Source organism: Alistipes indistinctus YIT 12060 (assembly GCF_025144995.1).
Classification (GTDB): domain Bacteria; phylum Bacteroidota; class Bacteroidia; order Bacteroidales; family Rikenellaceae; genus Alistipes_A; species Alistipes_A indistinctus.
The window spans coordinates 1,223,959-1,244,891 of record NZ_CP102250.1; the positions used below are offsets into that span (position 1 = coordinate 1,223,959).

At 56.8% G+C, this 20,933-nt stretch carries 14 protein-coding genes; 5 read left to right on the forward strand and 9 right to left on the reverse strand.

Going from position 1 to position 20,933, the window contains the following annotated elements:
* Window positions 1–53 precede the first annotated feature (53 nt).
* The 7 genes from murI to NQ495_RS05275 form a co-directional block, all read right to left on the reverse strand.
* Window positions 54–839, reverse strand: coding sequence for a glutamate racemase (gene murI / locus NQ495_RS05245; protein WP_009133999.1), 786 nt, complete (start codon window positions 837–839; stop codon window positions 54–56).
* A 1-nt stretch (window position 840) separates the two neighbouring features.
* A complete protein-coding gene (gene purL / locus NQ495_RS05250) occupies window positions 841–4,533 on the reverse strand; it encodes a phosphoribosylformylglycinamidine synthase (RefSeq protein WP_009133998.1) in 3,693 nt (1,230 codons plus the stop codon).
* Between the two features lie 53 nt (window positions 4,534–4,586).
* Window positions 4,587–5,324 (reverse strand): DUF3298 and DUF4163 domain-containing protein, encoded by a 738-nt coding sequence (locus NQ495_RS05255; RefSeq protein ID WP_009133997.1) that lies wholly within the window; start codon window positions 5,322–5,324, stop codon window positions 4,587–4,589.
* A complete protein-coding gene (locus NQ495_RS05260) occupies window positions 5,321–5,857 on the reverse strand; it encodes a shikimate kinase (RefSeq protein WP_040294212.1) in 537 nt (178 codons plus the stop codon). Before NQ495_RS05260 ends, NQ495_RS05255 begins: the two co-directional genes overlap by 4 nt.
* 189 nt (window positions 5,858–6,046) lie before the next feature.
* Complete coding sequence (locus tag NQ495_RS05265; RefSeq protein WP_009133995.1) at window positions 6,047–9,106, reverse strand: DNA gyrase/topoisomerase IV subunit A; 3,060 nt, start codon at window positions 9,104–9,106, stop codon at window positions 6,047–6,049.
* Between the two features lie 19 nt (window positions 9,107–9,125).
* Window positions 9,126–10,985 (reverse strand): DNA topoisomerase IV subunit B, encoded by a 1,860-nt coding sequence (locus NQ495_RS05270; RefSeq protein WP_009133994.1) that lies wholly within the window; start codon window positions 10,983–10,985, stop codon window positions 9,126–9,128.
* A gap of 39 nt (window positions 10,986–11,024) precedes the next feature.
* The gene (locus tag NQ495_RS05275; RefSeq protein ID WP_009133993.1) at window positions 11,025–11,792 is read right to left on the reverse strand and encodes a lysophospholipid acyltransferase family protein; all 768 of its coding nucleotides are present in this window, start codon (window positions 11,790–11,792) and stop codon (window positions 11,025–11,027) included.
* Between the two features lie 424 nt (window positions 11,793–12,216).
* Between NQ495_RS05275 and fabD the strand changes: the two genes are divergently transcribed.
* The 3 genes from fabD (at window position 12,217) to NQ495_RS05290 (ending at window position 15,110) form a co-directional block, all read left to right on the forward strand.
* Complete coding sequence (fabD, locus tag NQ495_RS05280; protein ID WP_009133992.1) at window positions 12,217–13,101, forward strand: ACP S-malonyltransferase; 885 nt, start codon at window positions 12,217–12,219, stop codon at window positions 13,099–13,101.
* Between the two features lie 231 nt (window positions 13,102–13,332).
* Entirely contained in the window at window positions 13,333–14,562 is a 1,230-nt protein-coding gene (locus NQ495_RS05285) for an ROK family transcriptional regulator (RefSeq protein ID WP_009133991.1), read from the forward strand.
* 8 nt (window positions 14,563–14,570) lie between these two features.
* Window positions 14,571–15,110, forward strand: a complete 540-nt coding sequence (locus tag NQ495_RS05290) for a GNAT family N-acetyltransferase (protein WP_009133990.1) — start codon at window positions 14,571–14,573, stop codon at window positions 15,108–15,110.
* On the opposite strand, the gene NQ495_RS05295 is transcribed toward NQ495_RS05290, so the two are convergent.
* The gene (locus NQ495_RS05295) at window positions 15,087–15,572 is read right to left on the reverse strand and encodes a type I restriction enzyme HsdR N-terminal domain-containing protein (RefSeq protein ID WP_009133989.1); all 486 of its coding nucleotides are present in this window, start codon (window positions 15,570–15,572) and stop codon (window positions 15,087–15,089) included. The two genes, NQ495_RS05290 and NQ495_RS05295, sit on opposite strands and share 24 nt — an antisense overlap.
* Before the next feature lie 165 nt (window positions 15,573–15,737).
* Here NQ495_RS05295 and NQ495_RS05300 point away from each other — a divergent pair, with 165 nt between their 5' ends.
* Both NQ495_RS05300 and NQ495_RS05305 read left to right on the forward strand, forming a co-directional pair.
* Window positions 15,738–18,017: an NADP-dependent malic enzyme gene (locus NQ495_RS05300; protein ID WP_040294211.1), complete on the forward strand. Its 2,280-nt coding sequence runs from the start codon at window positions 15,738–15,740 to the stop codon at window positions 18,015–18,017.
* 120 nt (window positions 18,018–18,137) lie between these two features.
* The gene (locus tag NQ495_RS05305) at window positions 18,138–20,015 is read left to right on the forward strand and encodes a glycoside hydrolase family 2 (protein WP_009133987.1); all 1,878 of its coding nucleotides are present in this window, start codon (window positions 18,138–18,140) and stop codon (window positions 20,013–20,015) included.
* Window positions 20,016–20,179: 164 nt separating this feature from the next.
* Here the strand turns inward: NQ495_RS05305 and NQ495_RS05310 are convergent, their stop codons facing one another.
* Window positions 20,180–20,857: a zinc metallopeptidase gene (locus tag NQ495_RS05310; protein WP_009133986.1), complete on the reverse strand. Its 678-nt coding sequence runs from the start codon at window positions 20,855–20,857 to the stop codon at window positions 20,180–20,182.
* Window positions 20,858–20,933: the final 76 nt, after the last annotated feature.

Consider the following 20,933-nt stretch of genomic DNA (forward strand, 5'->3'; position numbering starts at 1 on the left):
TATCCGAAGAGGTCCGCAGGTCGAGATCCATTCGTCGGAGCCCTACGAGCCCCTCAGTCGAGATCCAATGTTTTGGCCCGCTCGCTCTTGGCGATCAACCGGGAGAGGTACTCCTCGTCCGCACTGGTCATAAAACTGTACTCGGGCTCGTGATCCTCCGCGGCCGCCAACGAGAACTCCTCCAACAGCACCTCTACGCGCCGTTCGATAGCAGGTGCGGGATTGACCAGCCGCACGTCGCGGTCTCCGATCACGCGCCGCATCGCACCGGAGAGAAACGGATAATGCGTACAACCCAATACAATCCGGTCCACCCCCTGTTCGAGCATCGGCCCGAGCAGTTTCGATACGGTTTCGAACGCCTCGGGAGTATCCTCGCGATCGCTTTCGACCAACTCGACGAACCCTTCGCCCACCTGCTCGATCATCCGCGCCCGGTCCGCATATTTGCGGGAAGTCTCGCGGAAAAGCCTGCCTTTGAGCGAAGCGGCCGTGGCCAGAATCCCGACCACACCGCTACGAGAAGTGAGCACCGCCGGTTTAACGGCCGGTTCGAGCCCCACGAACGGCACGTCGTAAGTGGTGCGCAAGTGGTCGATAGCCGCTGCGGTCGCGGTATTGCACGCAATCACGACCATCTTCACTCCCGCCGACAACATGCGCCGCACGGCATAGTCGGAATATTCGACTATTCGTTCACGGGGCTGGTTCCCGTAAGGACAATTTTTGCCGTCTCCGTAATAGAGCAGCGATTCGTGCGGCAATCTGCGGTACAGCTCGCTCCACACGCTCAATCCTCCCTGGCCCGAATCAAAAACGCCTATCGGTGCATTGTTCATGCTATTTGTTCCTCCTCTGCTCAATCCATTTGCGGGCATTGACGAACGCCTCGATCCACGGGCTCACCTCATCAGCGGCCCGCTCTTCTGGATAATAGGCCCAGTTCCACGGACGCAGCGAACGTTCGATATGGGGCATCATCGCCAGGTGGCGTCCGTCGGCCGAGACGATCGCAGCGGCGGCATAGTCGCTCCCGTTGGGATTGCCCGGATACTGGTCGTAAGCGTATTTCAGCGGAATGCGGTAACGCTCCTCCTCGTACGGCAAGCGGAATTTACCCTCGCCGTGCGCCACCCAGATACCCAGGCGGCTACCGGCCATGGAATCGAACAACACCGAACCCGTCGGTTGCACCTCGACATTCACGAAGCACGATTCGAATTTGTGCGAATCGTTGTGCAGCATGCGGGGTTTCTGCTCATGGTCGGGCGTGATCAGCCCCAGTTCCGCCATCAGCTGGCAACCGTTGCAAACACCCAGCGAAAGCGTATCTTCTCGCGCATAGAAACGGTCGAGCGCCTCCTTGGCCCGTTCGTTATAGAGGAATGCGCCGGCCCAGCCCTTAGCCGAATTCAGTACGTCCGAGTTGGCAAAACCGCCGACAAAAACGATCATATTGACATCCTCCAACGTCTCGCGGCCGCTGATCAGGTCTGTCATGTGCACATCCTTGACATCCATTCCGGCCAGGTGCATACACCACGCCATCTCGCGCTCGCTGTTCGAGCCCTGTTCGCGGATCACCGCGGCTTTGATGCCGCTCGGCGTACGGCGGCTCGCCTCGAGCCCCCACTGCGACAGTTTGCCGGTGAACGTCTCCGGGAATTTATAGCTGAGTTCCTGATTTTTGTAATTCGCAAAACGCTCCGAGGCCTTCTGCACTCCGCTCTGGCGGCGATCCAGCAGGTAAGAGGTCTTGAACCACGTATCCCGCAACTGATCGATCAGCAGCGAGAACTCGACCCCGGCATTGGTCACCGTGAAGCGGCGCTCCTGGTTCACATCGCCGATCACATAGGCGTCGATCCCGTCGAACTTGAGGTTTTCGCACACCTCCGATCCGTTCTCCACCTGCAGCACTACGGCCGGTTTTTCGCTGAAAAGCACCTTGATCAGGTCTTTTTCGGCCAGCGCCGCAAGGCTCAGGTCCATACCGCTCCGGTTGTCGGCGAAGGTCATCTCCAGCAGTGCGGTAATCAGGCCGCCCGCCGACACGTCGTGCCCGGAGAGCACTTTTCCCTCTTCGACCAACTGCTGTACGGCACCGAACGCCCGGGTAAAGTAGTCGGCCGAAGTGACCGTCGGGACATCCATGCCCACGCTGCCGACCACCTGGGCGAAACTGCTGCCGCCCAAACGGAACCCGTCGCGGCTCATATCCACGTAAATCATCTGGCTGCGGCGGTGCTTGAGCGCGGGAGAGACCACTTTCTTCACATCCGACACTTCGCCCACGGAGGTAATGATCACCGTACCCGGAGCGTACACCTGTTCGCCGTCCTTGTATTTCTGCGTCATCGAGAGCGAATCCTTGCCGGTGGGAATGTTGATCCCCAAAGCCAGCGCATAGTCGCTCGCCGCCTGCACAGCCGCATAGAGACGCGCATCCTCGCCTTCGTTCTTGCAGGGCCACATCCAGTTGGCGCTGAGCGATACCGACGGCAGTCCGCCGTCGATCGGAGCGAAGACGATATTCGTCAGCGCCTCGGTGATCGCGAGCACCGATCCCTTACCGGGGTCTGCCAGTGCGGCGACCGGAGCATGCCCGAGCGCCGTAGCGATACCGCGCTGCCCCTGGTAATCGAGCGCCACGACGGCACAGTCATTCAGCGGCAATTGGACGCTGCCAGCCGTTTGCTGCTTCGCCACGCGGCCCGTCACCGAACGGTCGACCTTGTTGGTCAGCCAGTCCTTGGCGGCCACCGCTTCGAGCTGCAACACATTTTCGATGTAATGTACCAGTTTTCCGGCATCGTACTGCGGTTCTGCATAGCTCTCCCGTACGGTACGGTCGTTCAGCACCGTGCGCGGCGCCTTGCCGAACATATCCTCCAGTTTCAGGTCGATCGGCTTATCGCCCGTTTTGTTGTTGACAAAAGTAAACTGCATGTCGCCCGTCGCCTCGCCGATCACATAGAACGGCGAACGTTCACGCTCGGCAATGCGGCGCAATTTGTCGATATTCTCCTCTTTGACGACGAATCCCATGCGCTCCTGCGACTCGTTGCCGACGATCTCCTTCGCGCTGAGGGTAGGATCGCCGATAGGCAGGTTCTCCATGTCGATCCGCCCGCCGGTCGCCTCGACCAGCTCGCTGAGACAGTTCAGGTGACCGCCCGCACCGTGGTCGTGAATCGAAATAATCGGGTTTTCAGTCTCCTCCGAAGCGGCCCGGATCGCATTGTAGGCTCGTTTCTGCATTTCGGGGTTCGAACGCTGCACGGCATTCAGTTCGATCGCACCGGCATACTCGCCCGTGGCCACCGACGAAACGGCACCGCCGCCCATGCCGATGCGGTAGTTGTCACCGCCCAGCAACACCACTTTGTCGCCCGGCTGCGGTTCGTCCTTGATACTGTCCTGCTTACGGCCATAACCGACACCGCCAGCCTGCATGATCACCTTGTCGAAGCCGAACTTCTTCCCGTTTTCGAAATGCTCGAACGTCTGCACACTACCGCAGATAAGCGGCTGGCCGAACTTGTTACCGAAATCCGAAGCCCCGTTCGAGGCTTTGATCAGGATATCCTCCGGAGTCTGGTACAGCCATTCGCGCGGAGTGGTGAACTGCTCCCACTCGCGCCCGCCGTCCAACCTCGGATAGGCAGTCATGTAAACGGCCGTCCCGGCCACCGGGAACGCGCCCTTACCGCCGGCGATGCGGTCGCGGATCTCGCCGCCCGTACCGGTTGCCGCGCCGTTGAACGGCTCGACGGTGGTCGGGAAATTGTGCGTCTCGGCTTTGACCGAAATCACGCTCTCGAAATCCTTGATGCCATAGTAATCCGCCGTATCCGGCGACGCGGGGGCAAACTGCTCCACCACGGGACCTTGCAGGAAAGCGCAATTATCTTTATAAGCCGATACGACACGGCCCGGGTTGGTCTTTGTCGTCTTTTTAATCAGGCCGAAGAGGGTCGAAGGCATCTCTTCGCCGTCGACGATGAACAGGCCGTTGAAAATCTTGTGCCGGCAATGTTCCGAATTGACCTGCGAAAAGCCGAACACCTCGCTGTCGGTCAGCTTGCGGCCGATCCGCCGCGAAAGTTCGTTCAGGTAGGCCATCTCCTCATCGCTCAGCGCCAACCCTTCCTGTTGGTTGTATGCAGCGATGTCATCGATGTAAATAACCGGATCGGGCTGCTTGCGGATCGTGAAGATATCCTGATCGATAGAACGATACATACGGCGCAACATCGGGTCGTACGGTGCGTCTTCGCTCTTGACCACCTCGAATTCCTCGATACGGGCAATCCCCTCGAGTCCCATGTTCTGTGTGATCTCGACGGCATTCGTACTCCAGGGGGTGATCATCTCGCGGCGCGGTCCGATAAAAATACCGTTGAGCACCTCGGCGTCCAATTGCTTCGCTTCGCTGAAAAGCCAAGTCAGTTTGGCGATATCTGCTGCCGGGAGCGACTTGCGGGCATCGACGGCATAAATGATGTTTGCTTTCCTGAAAAAGAGTATCATTCCTGATTGGATTGGGTTATTGGAGTAATCTTAATTGTCGTGGCCGATCCTGTCTATTTTCCCTTGACTACGTCGCTGAACATCGATTTGACGTGATCGTACGGGAGCGAATAGACAAACAGGCCGAACGAATAAGGCGCGATCTCGTACTGGTTGTAGATCATCACCAACCCGACCGAATCGAAGCCCATATTCTGCGGCAAAGGTAGTTCATCCGGCGAAACAAACAAAGCCTGTTTCGGGTTGGTAATGCCTTTACCCTCCAGATAAAGATTGAAGGCCTTGCGGTTCAGTTTGCACAATTCGGCGGTATCTTTGAAAAGTTGGTCGTTGGTCAGCCGGCGTCCGTTACTGTAGTCGAAGTTGAAAAATTCCGACGGGGTCATACCGTGCGCCCCTCCGGTAAAAATGTAACGCTGTATCCAGACCGTAACCACGTTGTCGTAGCGGAAAGCGGTACCTTCCGAAACGAACGTGTAAGGCATCTTGCGCAGATATTCGTCGTTATTCTTGTAGGCCATCATCGAATCGATACTCTGGTCCAGGGTGTAATCCCCGCGCAGCGAATCCTGCTCATCGAACGAAGAACGGATCACTCCCATCACCGTCCGGTTGATCGAGTCTGCCACGGCTCCCGTATCCGTCAGCACCGGATAGACCATATGAATCAGCAGCGTACTGTCGCTCATACGCACCAGCGAGTCGGTCTTCCAGGCAAGAGAGGTCTCCTGCTGCGATCTTCCGCATGCAACCAGCATGCAGAGTGTCAAAACGATCATAACATGTTTCATAGCTGTTCTCTTTTAGGTTGACTATTCTCCATATACATCTCCACGTGCCGTGCCACATACTCGTCGCTCATCGAGTCGCATGCGACGATCAGCCGTGCACGCGAATAAAACGGCTCGCGCCGCTCGAGGTTCTCACGGATATATTCGACCAGCTCCTGCTGCGACTTTCCGCGCAGCAGCGGACGCTTTGCCTTGCCGTGTTCGAGCCGTGCGGCGAGCTTCTCGGGAGCCAGTTTGAAGTATACGGTCACCCCCGCGCCGTTCATCAGCTCCATATTGTCGAAAAAACAGGGCACGCCCCCCCCGGTGGCCACAACGGTATCTTCAGCTGAAGTGAGTTCCCGGAGCAATTCGCGTTCCAAACGGCGGAACGCCTCTTCGCCCCGGTCGGCAAAGAACTGCTGCACGCTCACACCGCAGCGCCGCTCGATCTCGGTGTCCATATCGACGAATTTCAGCCCCAGCCGTTTGGCCAGCGGCCGGCCGATCGAACTCTTGCCGCACCCCATATATCCTATCAAAAACAATAACATGCTGCGAATTCCCTCTTTCGGGCCCCGACCGCCCTGTACCGCCGTCGACACCAATCGCCCTGCGCAAACCGGCCAAGGCCGGTTTGCGCCAACTTTACAATATAATAAAAATTTTCCAGACGTTCCGTTTTCGTTTTCCGGGGATATGCAGGAAGAAGACAGACTACCCGCTCCCCTGCAGAAAGGCTCTCAGAACAACTCCATCTGCGATTGTTCGCCCTGCTCCTCATCCTCGGCGGCAATGTCGAACTCGACACTCTCGCCCGCCACATAACCTTTCGCCGGTTGCACAGGTTTCGGCGGACGCTGCGAAACAGAAGCCGCCGCAGTTTCCTGCGGACGACCGTTCCCTTGTGCGGCAGACCCGGCCCGCCGTGCCTCATCAACAGCCGTAGCCGAAACGTCCGATACACCCGGCACATTCCGCATACCAGAGTCATCCCCCGACCCGCTTGAAACAGGAGCTCCGCCTCCGGGCATCTCATCCACATCACTATCATTGCGGCCATCTCCGGGCTCTTCCGGGCCTTTATCCAGCGGCTCCACGAATGCGACGCGGTCCACGGTCAGCGTCGTAATGCGCTTGCCCCTGGCCCGGTGGCTCTTCACCCCGATAAAAGCATCGACATCGATCCTCTCGGCCGGACGTCCCGCATGCGGGCCGCCGTAGGTCACCTCCAACTGGGGATAACGGTCGCGGCTGATCGCCTTCATGACCGTCCCGGGAGTTTCGTCGACGAAATTCTGCATCTTGTCGCTCTGCTCGGCAGTAAAACGCTTGATGTAATAGTATTGTTGCTCACCGTCGTAGTAAGCCACCGAATAGATGCGCTGCGGATCGTACTTCGCCACCCGGATCGTATCTTCGGGGAAATGGAGCCCCAGGTCGTACAGCGTCGTATAGTACTGCCCCCTGGCATTCATCACGATCAGCCGGTCGTCGCCGACGAATTCGCCGAGCAACTCGCCGCGTCCGTCGGTATTGAGCCTGCGGATTTCGTCGTCGTACCAGACATTCTGCCCGGCCAGGGTCGAAGCGCCCCGCTCCTTGAGTACGATCTTGTGGATCGCATAGCGTGAGAACAGGTTGCCCTGCGACTGACGCCCCTTGATCGCCAATTCGCCGAAGTTCAGGTCGACGATCAGTTTTTTGAGCCTCGGACGCGGTTTGAAGTAGATTTTCAACACCTCGGCCTCTCCGTTCGGGTTCACGCTCATATACAGGATTTCGCTTTTGGCCGTGCCTTTGGTTATGTCGTACTCACGGTCTCGGGTAATGCCTTTGATCGCACAGCGCTTCATCATCAGCGGACCGGTGCGGCCGTCCCGGTAAAGCACGTTGTAAATCGTACGTTCGTCATTGCGCTTGAATACCCCTATATAATAGATGTTCTTTGCAAAGAACGCCTTGTCGGAGACCTTCGTGATGATATATTTACCCTCCTTGGTGATCACGATCACATCGTCGATATCCGAGCAGTCGCAAACGAATTCATCCTTGCGCATGGCCGGCCCGATACCGAAGAATCCCTCCTCACGGTCGACATAAAGTTTCGCATTGGCGACGACCACTTTGGTCGCCTCGATCGAGTCGAACTCGCGCAATTCGGTCTTGCGCTCGCGCCCTTTGCCGTACTTCTCTTTAATCCGGGTAAAATGAGCGATCGTGAACTCGGTCAGCGTCTCCAGGTTGTGTTTCACCTCCTTGATGTCGCGCTCGACACCGCGAATGTGTTCGTCGGCCTTGAAACTGTCGAACTTGGAGATGCGCTTGATCTTGATTTCGGTCAGGCGGATGATATCCTCCTGGGTCACTTCACGGCGCAGGCGGGGTTTGAACGGATCAAGCCCTTTGTCGATCGTCTCCAGGACACTTTCCCACGTGGTACACTCCTCAATATCATGAAAAATCTTCTCCTCGATAAATATTTTCTCCAACGACGACATGTGCCAGTCCTGCTCCAGTTCGCCCAGCCGGATATTCAATTCGGCCTTGAGCAGTTCGCGCGTATGGTCGACACAACGGCAAAGTATCTCCCGCACGCCCATGAAGTGCGGCTTGTCGTCCATAATCACGCACGCATTCGGCGAGATCGACACTTCGCAATCCGAAAAAGCGTACAGCGCGTCGATAGTCTTGTCCGAAGACTCGTCGTTGCTCACATGGATGATAATCTCGACCCTGTCCGAAGTATTGTCGTCGACCTTTTTGATCTTGATCTTGCCCTTGTCATTGGCCTTGATGATCGACTCCTTGATCGATTCGGTCGTCGTGCCGAACGGAATTTCGGTGATCGCAAGCGTCCGCTTGTCGATTTTGTTGATCCTCGCACGCACTTTGACCGCACCGCCGCGCAACCCGTCGTTGTAACGCGTCACATCCGCCATGCCGCCGGTCGGGAAATCGGGATAGAGCTCGAACTCCTCGCCGCGCAGGTAAGCTACGCACGCATCGAGCAGTTCATTGAAGTTATGCGGCAGGATTTTCGACGCAAGCCCCACGGCGATACCTTCGACGCCCTGGGCCAGCAGCAGCGGGAATTTGAGCGGCAGGGTCACCGGCTCCTGGTTTCGCCCGTCGTAAGAGAGCATCCATTCGGTGATCTTCGGGCTGAAGACGACATCGAGTGCGAATTTCGACAACCGCGCCTCAATGTAACGCGGTGCCGCCGCCCCGTCGCCAGTCAGGATATTTCCCCAGTTACCCTGGCAGTCGATCAGCAGCTCTTTCTGTCCCAGCTGTACCAGCGCGTCGCCGATCGAGGCGTCGCCGTGCGGATGGTACTGCATCGTCGAACCGATGATGTTCGCCACCTTGTTATAGCGCCCGTCGTCGAGCTTCTTCATCGCGTGCAGGATACGCCGCTGTACGGGTTTCAACCCGTCCTCGACATGGGGCACGGCACGTTCGAGGATCACATACGAAGCATAATCGAGGAACCATTCCTTGTACATGCCGGTGAGTTTCTTGCGCCCGGCCTCTTCGCCGGTCAGCCGGCCGAATTTGCCCTCCGAGGCCGAACGGATCTCCTTGTCGGTCATCTCCTCGGCCACAGCGGCTTCCTCCTCCACCGTCAGTTTTTCCACATCCTGCTTATTCTGCTCCCCGGCGCGGACACTCTCCTCCGAAACGGTTCCGTCAGCCTCCCGGTCTACCGGATGGCCGGCAGGTTCTCCCGCACGGGATGGATGCCCGCCGTCACCGGCAGGCACGTCCCGGTCTATCTTATCGTTCAGTTCATCGTTCATATCTGCTTGGCTGCTTCCGCTAAATCAATTCTTCCACATAATCGGCCTCGATGCGCAGGTTGCCGATGATAAATCCCTGCCGCTCCATGCTGTTCTTACCCATATAGAATTCCAACAAGTCGTGGATCGGGTCGTCCTTGGTCATGCGCACCTTGTCGAGCCGCATCTTCTCGCCGATAAACTCTTTGAATTCGTCGGCCGAAATCTCGCCCAGACCTTTAAATCGGGTGATTTCCGGATTGGGCCCCAACGCATCGACCGCCTTGAGGCGCTCTTCTTCGCTGTAACAGTAACGCGTCTCCTTCTTGTTGCGCACGCGGAACAGCGGGGTCTGCAGGATGTAAAGATGCCCCGAGCGGATCACGTCGGGAAAGAACTGCAGGAAAAAGGTCATCAACAACAACCGGATGTGCATCCCGTCGACGTCGGCATCGGTCGCGATGATGATCTTGTTATAGCGCAGGTTGTCCATATCCTCCTCGATGTTGAGCGCCGCCTGCAACAGGTTGAACTCTTCGTTCTCGTAGACGATCTTTTTCGTCAGCCCGTAACAGTTCAGCGGCTTGCCCCGCAACGAGAAAACGGCCTGCGTATTCGCATCCCGCGATTTGGTGATCGATCCGCTGGCCGAGTTACCCTCCGTGATGAAGATCATCGACTCTTCGGCGCGAGCATGCTTGTCTCCCAGATGGATACGGCAATCGCGCAGTTTTTTATTGTTGAGGCTCACCTTCTTGGCAATTTCGCGCGCCTTTTTCTGGACGCCTGAAATCGCCTTGCGTTCCTTCTCGCTTTCGACGATCTTTTTACCCAGGATATCGGCCGTCGCGGGATGTTTGTGCAGGTAGTTGTCAAGGTGCTCCTTGAGGAAATCGACAATGTAGTTACGTACCGTCGGGCCGTCCTCCTGACGCTTGTCCATCTGCTTCGAACTGAGCTTGATTTTAGTCTGCGACTCAAACTCCGGATCGAAGATCTTGACGCTGATGGCCGCAACGATCGACGTGCGGATATCCGACGCATCGTAATCCTTATGGTAAAACTCGCGGATCGTTTTGGCGATCGCCTCACGGAACGCGCTTTGGTGCGTCCCGCCCTGCGTCGTATGCTGGCCGTTCACGAACGAGAAGTAGCTCTCGCCGTAACCGGTACCGTGCGTAATGGCCACCTCGATATCCTTACCGGTAAGGTGGATCGGTTCATAAAGCGGCTCTTCTGTCATGTTCTCATTCAGCAGGTCGAGCAATCCGTTTTTCGATGAATAACTCTGTCCGTTGAACTTGATCGTGAGGCCCAGGTTGAGGTAAGTATAATTCTTGATAAGGGTCTCGACATATTCCAGGTTATAACTGTACTCGCCGAATACCTCTTCATCGACCACAAAGCGGATCAATGTACCGGTACGTTCGTTCACGCCGCTCTCCCAGATGTCGTCCTGCTGGATACCTGCGGCGAAATGGACCGTGTGCGCCTCGCCGTCGCGTACGCTGCGCGCCATAAACTCGCTCGAAAGCATATTCACGGCCTTGACGCCGACCCCATTGAGGCCGACCGTCTTTTCGAAAGCGGCCGAACCGTATTTACCGCCGGTATTCATCTCCGAGACCGCCGCAGCGAGGCTTTTCAGCGGAATACCGCGCCCGTAATCACGGATCGTCACCGCTTTGCCTTCGACCGTGATCTCGATCACCTTGCCCGCGCCCATGATGAACTCGTCGACCGAGTTATCCATCACCTCCTTGATCAGCACGTAAATACCGTCGTCGGGCGCCGTACCGTCGCCCAACTTGCCGATATACATACCCGGCCGCAACCGGATATGTTCACGCGGACTCAGGGTTTTGATGTCGTCGTCCGTATAATTTGCAATACCACTCATTCCTGTCTGCTTCCTATCTTTTCTTTTTCTATCTTCCTTTTATACCCTGCAGGCTTCCCCGCCCTGCGGAATCGCCCCGTCCGCATACAGGTCGGGATTCATGCCGCGATGCACCTCTTTCATCAGGGCTTCTACCTCCGCCGTCAGCTCGCGAACGCCTTTGGATGCAACCTCTTCGGGCGGAATCGGGTCCAGCACCTGCACACGGAAAGTGTGCGGCATCCGCAGCTTCCAGCCGTTCTGCACCTCGAAATTACCGTCGTGCACCACCGGAAGTATTCCCACTCCCGCACTTTTCGCCATCAGGAAAGCTCCCTCCTTGAAACGGCCCATACGGCCCGTTTTCGTGCGCGTCCCCTCCGGAAAGAGAGTCACCGACGTGCCGCGCGAAAGGTAATCATCAGCCTCTTCCATCATGTGCCGTGCACTGCGGCTCGAACCGCGCTCGATGGCAATGTCCCCGTGCATCTGCAGCACCCAGCCGAAAATCGGAATCCGCATCACCTCGCGCTTCGACACCCATTTGAAATTGAGCGGAAGCACGTACATCAGCGGCACATCAAGCATCGACTGGTGGTTCGTCACGATCACATAGGCCTTTCCCCGGTCGATTTTTTCCCGCCCCGCCACCTTCAGCCGCCACAGCGGACACAAGCGGTAAATACCCATCGACCAAATCCGCGACACCCGATGGAGAACCACCCTCTCCCGGTCGAACTTCACCGTCAGCACATAAAGCAACGCAAAGGGAATGAAGCAGAGGATCGTAAACAGCAGGAAAAAGAGGTAATAGAACACAGAGGCCATCGCACGACGGATTTTACCATTTTAAACTCTGCAAGTTTAACACATTTTTTCCGTTTTTCCGTCCCGGAGCCGCACCAATTATCAACAATTAATCACAGCTAAAGCCACCTATTTCGGGCTTTCAGCCCAGCCGGAGATCTCATTCCGGCACATCCGGAAACAAGCCGCGAAGCTCCACACCCCCTCTTTCCGCACAACACTCCTCACACCGGCCGGAATGCGCCCCGCACACGCTCCGGAAACACATCCCGAAACGGCATCACCCCCTCCCGGAACGCGAATGGCGAAAAATGTGTATCTTTGCTCCGGTCTCGGGGAGCCGCACCGAAAAGGCAGTTCCGGCACAACAGACTACCATTCGATCCGATAACAGCAGCAAAACGGCACCAACAGAAAAGATATTTAACCCCAAAACATCAGAGAGATGAAAGCATTCGTATTCCCGGGCCAGGGCGCCCAGTTCGTCGGCATGGGCAAAGACCTGTACGACAACGTGCCCGCAGCCAAGGAACTGTTCGAAAAAGCCAACGAAATCCTCGGCTTTTCGATCACCGACATCATGTTCGCCGGAACCGACGAACAGCTCAAACAGACCAAGGTTACGCAACCCGCTATTTTCCTGCATTCGGTGATCCTCGCCAAATCGCTCGGCGCAGAATTCGCCCCCGAAATGGTCGCCGGCCACTCGCTGGGCGAATTCAGCGCACTGGTAGCCGCCGGCGCCCTCGGCTTCGAAGACGGCCTGACCCTCGTATCGAAACGCGCAATGGCCATGCAGAAGGCCTGCGAACAGAACCCTTCGACGATGGCCGCCATCATCGGCCTGCCCGACAACGTCGTAGAAGAGATTTGCGCCTCGATTCCCGGTGTGGTCGTCCCGGCCAACTACAACTGCCCCGGCCAGCTGGTGATCTCCGGCAGCAACGAGGCCGTCGACGCCGCCTGCGCCAAACTGACCGAAGCCGGTGCGAAACGCGCGCTGAAGCTGAACGTCGGCGGTGCGTTCCACTCTCCGCTGATGGAACCCGCCCGCGTGGAGCTCGAAGCCGCCATCCAGGCCGCTCCGTTCACGAAACCGGTTTGCCCGGTCTACCAGAATGTCGATGCGAAACCGCACACCGACCCCGCCGAAATCAAGGCTAACCTGATCGCACAGTTGACCGCTCCGGTGCGCTGGACCCAGATCGCACAGAACATGATCGCCGACGGCGCCGCTTCGTTCACCGAACTCGGCCCCGGAACCGTCCTGCAGGGCCTGATCAAAAAGGTAAACCGCGAAGCACAGGCCACTTCAAAACAGTCTTTGTAAATCCTCAGCGGCCCGCCGAGGCCGCCAGAACCGGTTTATAAGTTTTTTATAAAAAACCTTTCCCCGGAACCGACCGCATCCCGCAGTCGGTTCCGTTGTTTTCATTCCAAACCCTCTTATATCGTAAATTATTTTATAAATATTTTTGCATTATTGCGTTTTTTTATTTTCTTTTGTTAAAGGAATTCAAAAAACAATTTTTCCGGCTACCACCCACCATATCCGAAACGTATGAGCTCGTTACAGGAATTTTTCAACCGTCCGGAGCACGACCACGCCAAGGGCATCGTGCAAAAAAACAACATCATCAAACGCAGCATCATCGCCTACATGGCCGTTCACGGCGAATGTACGCTGGCCGAACTGGCCCGGGAACTGCACATCAGCATTCCGACGGTCACCAAGCTCGTCGAAGAGCTCGTGCGCGAGAAGATCATCAACGACAGGGGCAAAATCGAAACTAGCGGCGGACGGCGCCCGAATGTCTTCGGACTGGCCAATTCGGCGATCTACTTCGCCGGCGTCGAGATCAGCCGCGACCAGATGGTAATGGTAATCACCGACCTGCAGAACAACCTCATCACCACACACCGCTGCGCAGACTTCGCGCTCGAGGACACCGAAGAGTGCCTCAACCACATCCGCCAGGCAACCGAGAAATTCCTCTCCACCTGCGGCGTAGACCGTTCGAAACTGCTGGGCGTGGGAATCTGCATCGCAGGCCGGGTAAATCCGGAAACGGGCCGCAGCTACAAATATTTCACGGCGAATCCGCAGTCACTCTCCGAGATGATCGAATCCTTCATCGGCCATCCGGTGCTGATCGAGAACGACACGCGCGCCAAATGCTACGGCGAATATTCGAAAGGATGCACCGGCAACGAGAAGAATATCATCTACCTGAACCTGGGACGCGGCGTAGCGATCGGGATCATTGTCGACGGTAAAATCTACTACGGACGCTCGGGTTTCGCCGGAGAGTTCGGACACACCCCCTTCTTCGAAAACGAAATCATCTGCGATTGTGGTAAAAAAGGGTGTCTGGAGACCGAAGTATCGGGCATCGCCATCGAGAACAAGATGATCGCGCAGATTCAAAAGGGGCGCAACACGATCCTGATGGACAAGTACAACCGTACGGGCAAGATCCACATCACGGATATCATCCACGCCGCGCGTAACGACGACAACCTGTCGATCGAACTGATCGAGGAGGCGGGCGAAAAGATCGGCAAGAGCATCGCCTTCCTGATCAACATCTTCAACCCGGAACAGGTGATCATCGGCGGCTACCTGGCCGGCGCGGGCGACTACCTGATGCTGCCGCTCAAATCGGCCGTCAACAAATTCTCGCTGCGGCTTGTCTACAACGATACGCTCTTCCGCACCACCAAGCTCGACGACAACATAGGCGCGCTGGGCGCGGCCATGCTCATCCGCAATAAAATCATCGGATTATAACCTGAATCATGGCAGACCTGCTTCAAAGCGAACTGATCAAACTGCGGGCGATGGAGCCCGAGGACATCGAAATCCTCTACCGGTGGGAAAACGACACCGACATCTGGAAGGTAAGCAACACGATCGCGCCGTTCTCGAAATACGTGCTGCGACAGTTCATCGAGAACCAGAGCCGCGATATCTACGAGACCCGGCAGTTACGCCTGATTATCGAGTCGCGCACCTCGGGAACACCGGTCGGGGCGATCGATCTGTTCGACCTCGACCCCTACAACCTGCGCGCCGGGGTAGGCATCCTGATTTACGACAAAAACGACCAGAAGCGCGGATTCGCCTCGGAAGCCGTCGCACTGCTGATCCGCTATTGTTTCCAGATACTGGGACTCAACCAGCTCTATTGCAATATACCGGCAGACAACATCGCCAGCCAGGCTCTGTTCAAAAGCAAAGGGTTCCGGGTAATCGGACTGAAGAAAGAGTGGATCAAAACCACATCGGACTGGCAGGATGAATATATGCTCCAGCTACTCAATCCCAAAAAATACTGACAGGTCGGGGAAATTACCCAACGGTGCGTAACGCCCCGCCCGGGCGTCCCATTCGAAACACAGGTGCCGCCTGCCGTTGGTAAGCAGCACGTAGCGCGCACCCACAACGCTGTTATAGCGTACGGCCTGGGCCAATACATTCCGGGCCACCCCTTCCTCTTCAAGCGCCACATCCGGCGCCTTGCACTCCGCCAGCAGGCACGGTTTCCCGTCCCGGCCGCACACCACGATGTCGGCCCGTTGCGACATACCGCCCAACAACACCGGGTACTCCTGCGAAACATACTGCGGCACCGCCCCCATCCGCTCGCTAAGAAACCGGATCAGGTGCTGGCGCACCCATTCTTCGGGAGTCAGCACGAGCCACATTCCCCGAAGCGCATCCCACACCTCGTATCCGCCGCTGCCGGAGCGCAGGCGAAAACAATATTCAGGGAAATTTAACACGGGAAAAGCACCCATTATTAAAAAATATTATTATCTTTCGGGGATTGTTTTTTTTTGCGCGAAAAAAGACCGCAAACCCAAGCAGGACAAGGGTTGCGGCATCTGTGTTGCAAAGATAACCAAATTTACCAAGAACGTATAAAATCAGTCAAATAAAAACGAATGATACCGGAAACTAACATGGAAACAGACAAAAAAAGCTTGAGGGACGAAGCGCTGGCCTATCATGCCGAGGGCAGACCCGGCAAGATCGAGGTAATCCCAACCAAACCTTACAGTACGCAGAAAGACCTTTCGCTCGCCTATTCGCCCGGCGTAGCCGAACCGTGCCTCGAGATCGAAAAAAATCCCGACAACGCATACAAATATACCGACAAGGGAAACCTCGTCGCCGTCATCTCCAACGGGACGGCCGTCCTGGGGCTCGGCGACATCGGAGCCCAGGCCGGCAAGCCGGTAATGGAAGGCAAGGGGCTTTTGTTCAAAACCTTCGCCGATATAGACGTATTCGACATCGAGGTAGACACGAAAGATACCGAAAAATTTATCGAAACGGTCAAGAATATCTCGGTCACTTTCGGCGGCATCAACCTCGAGGACATCAAGGCCCCCGAGTGTTTCGTGATCGAGGAGCGGCTCAAGGAGGAGCTTTCGATCCCCGTCATGCACGACGACCAGCACGGCACGGCGATCATTTCGGCCGCCGCGCTGCTCAACGCGCTCGAGATCACAGGCAAGAAGATCGGAAAGGTGAAAGTGGTCGTCAACGGCGCGGGCGCAGCAGCCGTTTCGTGCGCGAAGCTTTACATCGCGCTGGGCGTCGAGCCTAAAAACATGGTGATGTGCGACAGCAAAGGAGTGCTTTCGGTGCGCCGCAAGGATCTCAATCCGACCAAAGCCCGTTTCGCCACCTCCCGCGACGTCAACACGCTCGAAGAAGCCGTCAAAGGGGCTGATGTATTTCTCGGGCTCTCGGTGGCCGACGTACTGACTTCCGAAATGGTGCAAAGCATGGCCAAAAACCCGATCGTCTTCGCGCTGGCCAACCCGAACCCGGAAATCCGTTACGAAGTAGCCCACGCGGCCCGTCCCGACATCATCTTCGCTACGGGACGTTCGGACTACCCCAACCAGGTAAACAACGTGCTCGGCTTCCCTTATATCTTCCGCGGTGCGCTCGACGTACGGGCCACGAAGATCAACGAGGAGATGAAGATCGCCGCGGTACGCGCGCTGGCCGAACTGACCAAGGAACCGGTACCCGATATGGTAGCAGCCGCCTATAACGACAACAACATCACTTTCGGCCGCGAGTACCTGATCCCGAAAGCACTCGACCCCAGGCTGATCACACGCATCTCGATGGCCGTCGCCAAAGCGGCGATCGAATCGGGCGTCGCGCGCAAAACGATCACCGACTGGGACGCTTACAGCCAGGAACTCGAAAACCGCATGGGACGCGACGACAAACTGATGCGCTCGATCCGCTCGATGGCCCGCACGGCCACCCCGCGCAGGCTGGTCTTCAGCGAAGGAGACAGCCTCAACACGATCAAGGCGGCGATCCACCTGCTTTCGGACGGCATCGCCACCCCGATCCTCATTGGCAGCCGCAGTAAAATTCACGCACTGCTGGACGAGCACAAACTCTCGCTGGACGACAAATACATCCTCGACTTCCGCAGCGACGAAGAGGAACCGCGCCGCCAGCGGTACGCCACGCTACTGTACAGCAAAATGAGCCGCAAGGGTATCAACCACGCCGAAGCGCTCAAATACATGATGCAACGCGACTGGTTCACGCTGATGATGGTCGCTTCGGGCGATGCGGATACTTCCCTGCTCGGTTTCGGGCACAGCTACATCCAGTCGCTCGAACCGGTGCGGCAGGTATTCAGCCTCCAACCGTCGAACCGGCTGGCGACAATGCAGATCGTCACCACCAAGCGCGGCCCGATGTTCTTCGCCGATACGGCCGTAATTCCGTCGCCGAGTGCCGAAGACCTCGCCGAAATCGCACTGATGGCCGCCAAGACGGTACGCCGGTTCGGTATCGAACCGGTTATCGCGATGCTCTCCTACTCCAATTTCGGCACCGACGAGGAACCGCTCGCGCTGAAAGTGACCAAAGCGGTCGAAATCCTGCACAACCAGTACCCCGAACTGCTGGTGGAGGGTGAAATGAAGGCTGATATCGCACTCGACCGCGAATCCCGGGTCCACCTCTATCCGTTCAACAAACTGGGCGACCGCGAAGTCAATACGTTCATCTTCCCGAACCTGTCGGCCGCGAACATCTCCTACAAGCTGGTCGAAATGCTCGGAGGCGCCGAAATCAACGGTCCGATCCTGATGGGACTGAGCCGCGCAAACGTCCACCTGGTGTCGGAAACGGCCAGCGTGCGCACGCTGATCAACCTCGGCATGATCGCCGCCGCCGAAGCTACCCCGGCGAAATAAACCCGCGACGTTTTCGGAATCCATCCGAATGCGTATATTTGCAACATATCCCCACAAAGGCCCGGATGCGGGCCTTTGTGGGTAATGGCGACCACAAACGTCTCAGAAAAACGTCCGACCATGAAAGGTTTTATTTATTCGGTATGGCTCAGCTGCCTCGCCTGTACGGCGGCGGCACAGGAATCCCAATCCGCCCCGACACAGGAACTTCCGCCGTTACAGAACCCTGAACAGGTTTCGATCCACCGGGAAGCGCCCCGAACGCAACTGTACAGCTACAACAAAAAAGAGTTTGCATTGGCCGGCGATACCAGTTCCTCGACCTACATGCAAAAACTCGGCGGCGAATGGAAAGTAAAAACCTTCTCCGCCCCGACCCCGATCGATTCGGTACAGGTCACCGCCGACGCGTCGTTCTGGCCCGGCATCACACCGCCCCAGAAGGGTGATAACGGTGCATGGGCGGCCATTTACCGCCATGAATTCAAAATGCCGTTCGCGTGGATAGACCGCGAAGTATTCGCACATGTCGGTCCTGTGCACCGCGCCTATTACCTCTACATCAACGGACGGCTGGCCGGTTATCACGAGGATTCGAAAACCCCGGCCGAATTCGACATCACCAAGCTGGTCACCGAAGGTAAAAACCACATGGCGATCGTAGCCTATGCAGACCCCGTCTCGACGACGCTCGAAAACCAGATCCAGACGAAGGGAACGGCTCTTCAGGGCGACGTCTATGTTTTCGCCCAACCGAAAGTACGGATGCGCGATTACGTAATCGACACGCGCTTCGCACCCGACGGCACGAGCGGACTGTTCAACTTCGGCGTGATCGTCAAATCTCACCTGCTCAATCCCAAACAGGTGACCGTTTATTACGACCTGTACGGTCCGGACAGCACGCTGGTCCGCTCGGGCAAACGCGACGCGCGGTTCGAGATGCGCCTCGAAGACACCGTACGCTTTTTCGAAAACATCCCGAACATCGAATCGTGGAGCCACGAAAGCCCGAAACTCTACACCGTTGCGCTACGCATCCAGCATGAAGGCCGCTTTACCGACTACACCACGCTGAAAATCGGTTTCCGGGACGTACAGTTCTCGGACAAGGGCATCACGATCAACGGGCGTCCCGTCGAATTGCGCGCGATAGACTACCTCTGCCCCGACGACGAAGCGACGCTGTGCAACGACCTGCTGAAATTCCGCATGGCGGGGATCAACCTGCTCCGCGTAGAGCGCTATCCGCAAAGTAAACGTTTTTACGACCTGTGCGACCAGTACGGGATCTACGTCTGCGACCAGGCCAACCTCGATACGCACCTGAGCGGCGAATCGCTCCAGGCAGGGGGTACTCCGGCCAACGACACGCTCTGGCAGCAGGCTTACACCGACCGGGTGCTGAACATGTACCATTTTTCGAAAAACCACCCGTCGGTGATCATGTTCTCGCTGGGCGGCAAAGCGGGACGCGGCTACAACATGTACGAGGCTTACCTGGCACTGAAAGCGGTCGAAAAGAACCGCCCCGTGATTTACGGGGCGGCAGGGGCCGAATGGAACACCGATATGGTGGTGGGCACGCCCGGGGGACGCAACGCCTCGGATACACGCTACACGCTGCAATTCGGCACGCCTTCACAGTGGCAAACTTCCCCGGCTACACCGGCAGCGATCACCGTCGAGCCGATCGACATCGAGCATGGCAAAGCAGTCATCCGCAACGGCTTCACCCTTGCGAACCTGCTGAACTTCGAGGTAGCTTATACCGTTTCATCCAAATCGAAGGTGATCCTGCAGGGCCGGCTCAACCCCGACATCAAGCCCGGCAGCAGTTCCCCGGTCGAAGCGGCGTTGGATGCGTTGAAACCCGGCAAATACACGCTGACGATCTTCGTTGCGCACAAAGATGCAATGCCATGGGCTAAGAAAGGTGAACGACTGGCGGAGCAATCCTACCCGCTCGTAATCCCGAAACAGCCGAAGGGAAAATAACGGCAGGACAAACCCGGAAAAACAATGAAGCGGGAGCATCTTTCGATGCTCCCGCTTCATTTACTCCTATTTTATTCCTTGCCAGCTCTATTACCCGGACCCGCTGTTTTATTACTCGCTAGTTCTCCCCGCCCACCCGCGCAAGCGGGAGAAAGTTCACCCGTTTAATTGCGGCGTGCAAACCCGAGGTAATAAATCAGCGTTGCGATAGCCGACAGGGCGGCTACCAGGTAGGTGCGCGCAGCCCATGACAGGGCCTCGCGTGCCTGCGCAACCTGCGCCCCTTGCAGCGTATGCGTGCTCTCAAGCCAATCCATCGCGCGTGCCGAAGCATTGTACTCGACCGGAAGCGTTACAAGGCTGAAAAGCGCCGACAATGCGATCATCGCGATACCCACCCAGAACAGTGCCGGGAAAGTATTGATCAACAGGATACCTGCAATAATCACCCACGTAGACCACATCGACGAGAACTGCACGATGGGCACCAGCGCCGAACGCATCTTCAGCGGCGCATAATCGCGTGCATGCTGTACGGCATGGCCGCACTCGTGCGCCGCGACGGCGGCGGCCGAAACGCTGTTGCTGTTGTAGACGCTCTCGCTCAGGTTCACCGTCTTCGTGGCGGGATTGTAATGATCGGTCAGGTGCCCTTGGGTCGCTGTCACCTTTACATCGTAAATACCGTTGTCGTGCAGCATCTTTTCAGCCACCTCGCGGCCCGTCAGGCCGCCGGGAAACATCACTTGCGAATACTTCTTGAAGACCGATTGCAGTCTGGCCTGCACGATCATGCCGACCACTGCGATTACGATAATCAGTATAAAACCGGGATTCCACATATTTTCAAAATCAAATTAGGTTTACAATAAAACGTCCGGAGTGCAAAATTATTATTTTTTCCCTAACCGCCATACT

Bases quoted from the DNA above. Each gene is read 5' to 3' on its own strand.
- murI (WP_009133999.1), bottom strand. From the start codon at position 839: ATGAACAATGCACCGATAGGCGTTTTTGATTCGGGCCAGGGAGGATTG.
- purL (WP_009133998.1), bottom strand. From the start codon at position 4,533: ATGATACTCTTTTTCAGGAAAGCAAACATCATTTATGCCGTCGATGCC.
- NQ495_RS05255 (WP_009133997.1), bottom strand. From the start codon at position 5,324: ATGAAACATGTTATGATCGTTTTGACACTCTGCATGCTGGTTGCATGC.
- NQ495_RS05260 (WP_040294212.1), bottom strand. From the start codon at position 5,857: ATGTTATTGTTTTTGATAGGATATATGGGGTGCGGCAAGAGTTCGATC.
- NQ495_RS05265 (WP_009133995.1), bottom strand. From the start codon at position 9,106: ATGAACGATGAACTGAACGATAAGATAGACCGGGACGTGCCTGCCGGT.
- NQ495_RS05270 (WP_009133994.1), bottom strand. From the start codon at position 10,985: ATGAGTGGTATTGCAAATTATACGGACGACGACATCAAAACCCTGAGT.
- NQ495_RS05275 (WP_009133993.1), bottom strand. From the start codon at position 11,792: ATGGCCTCTGTGTTCTATTACCTCTTTTTCCTGCTGTTTACGATCCTC.
- fabD (WP_009133992.1), top strand. From the start codon at position 12,217: ATGAAAGCATTCGTATTCCCGGGCCAGGGCGCCCAGTTCGTCGGCATG.
- NQ495_RS05285 (WP_009133991.1), top strand. From the start codon at position 13,333: ATGAGCTCGTTACAGGAATTTTTCAACCGTCCGGAGCACGACCACGCC.
- NQ495_RS05290 (WP_009133990.1), top strand. From the start codon at position 14,571: ATGGCAGACCTGCTTCAAAGCGAACTGATCAAACTGCGGGCGATGGAG.
- NQ495_RS05295 (WP_009133989.1), bottom strand. From the start codon at position 15,572: ATGGGTGCTTTTCCCGTGTTAAATTTCCCTGAATATTGTTTTCGCCTG.
- NQ495_RS05300 (WP_040294211.1), top strand. From the start codon at position 15,738: ATGGAAACAGACAAAAAAAGCTTGAGGGACGAAGCGCTGGCCTATCAT.
- NQ495_RS05305 (WP_009133987.1), top strand. From the start codon at position 18,138: ATGAAAGGTTTTATTTATTCGGTATGGCTCAGCTGCCTCGCCTGTACG.
- NQ495_RS05310 (WP_009133986.1), bottom strand. From the start codon at position 20,857: ATGTGGAATCCCGGTTTTATACTGATTATCGTAATCGCAGTGGTCGGC.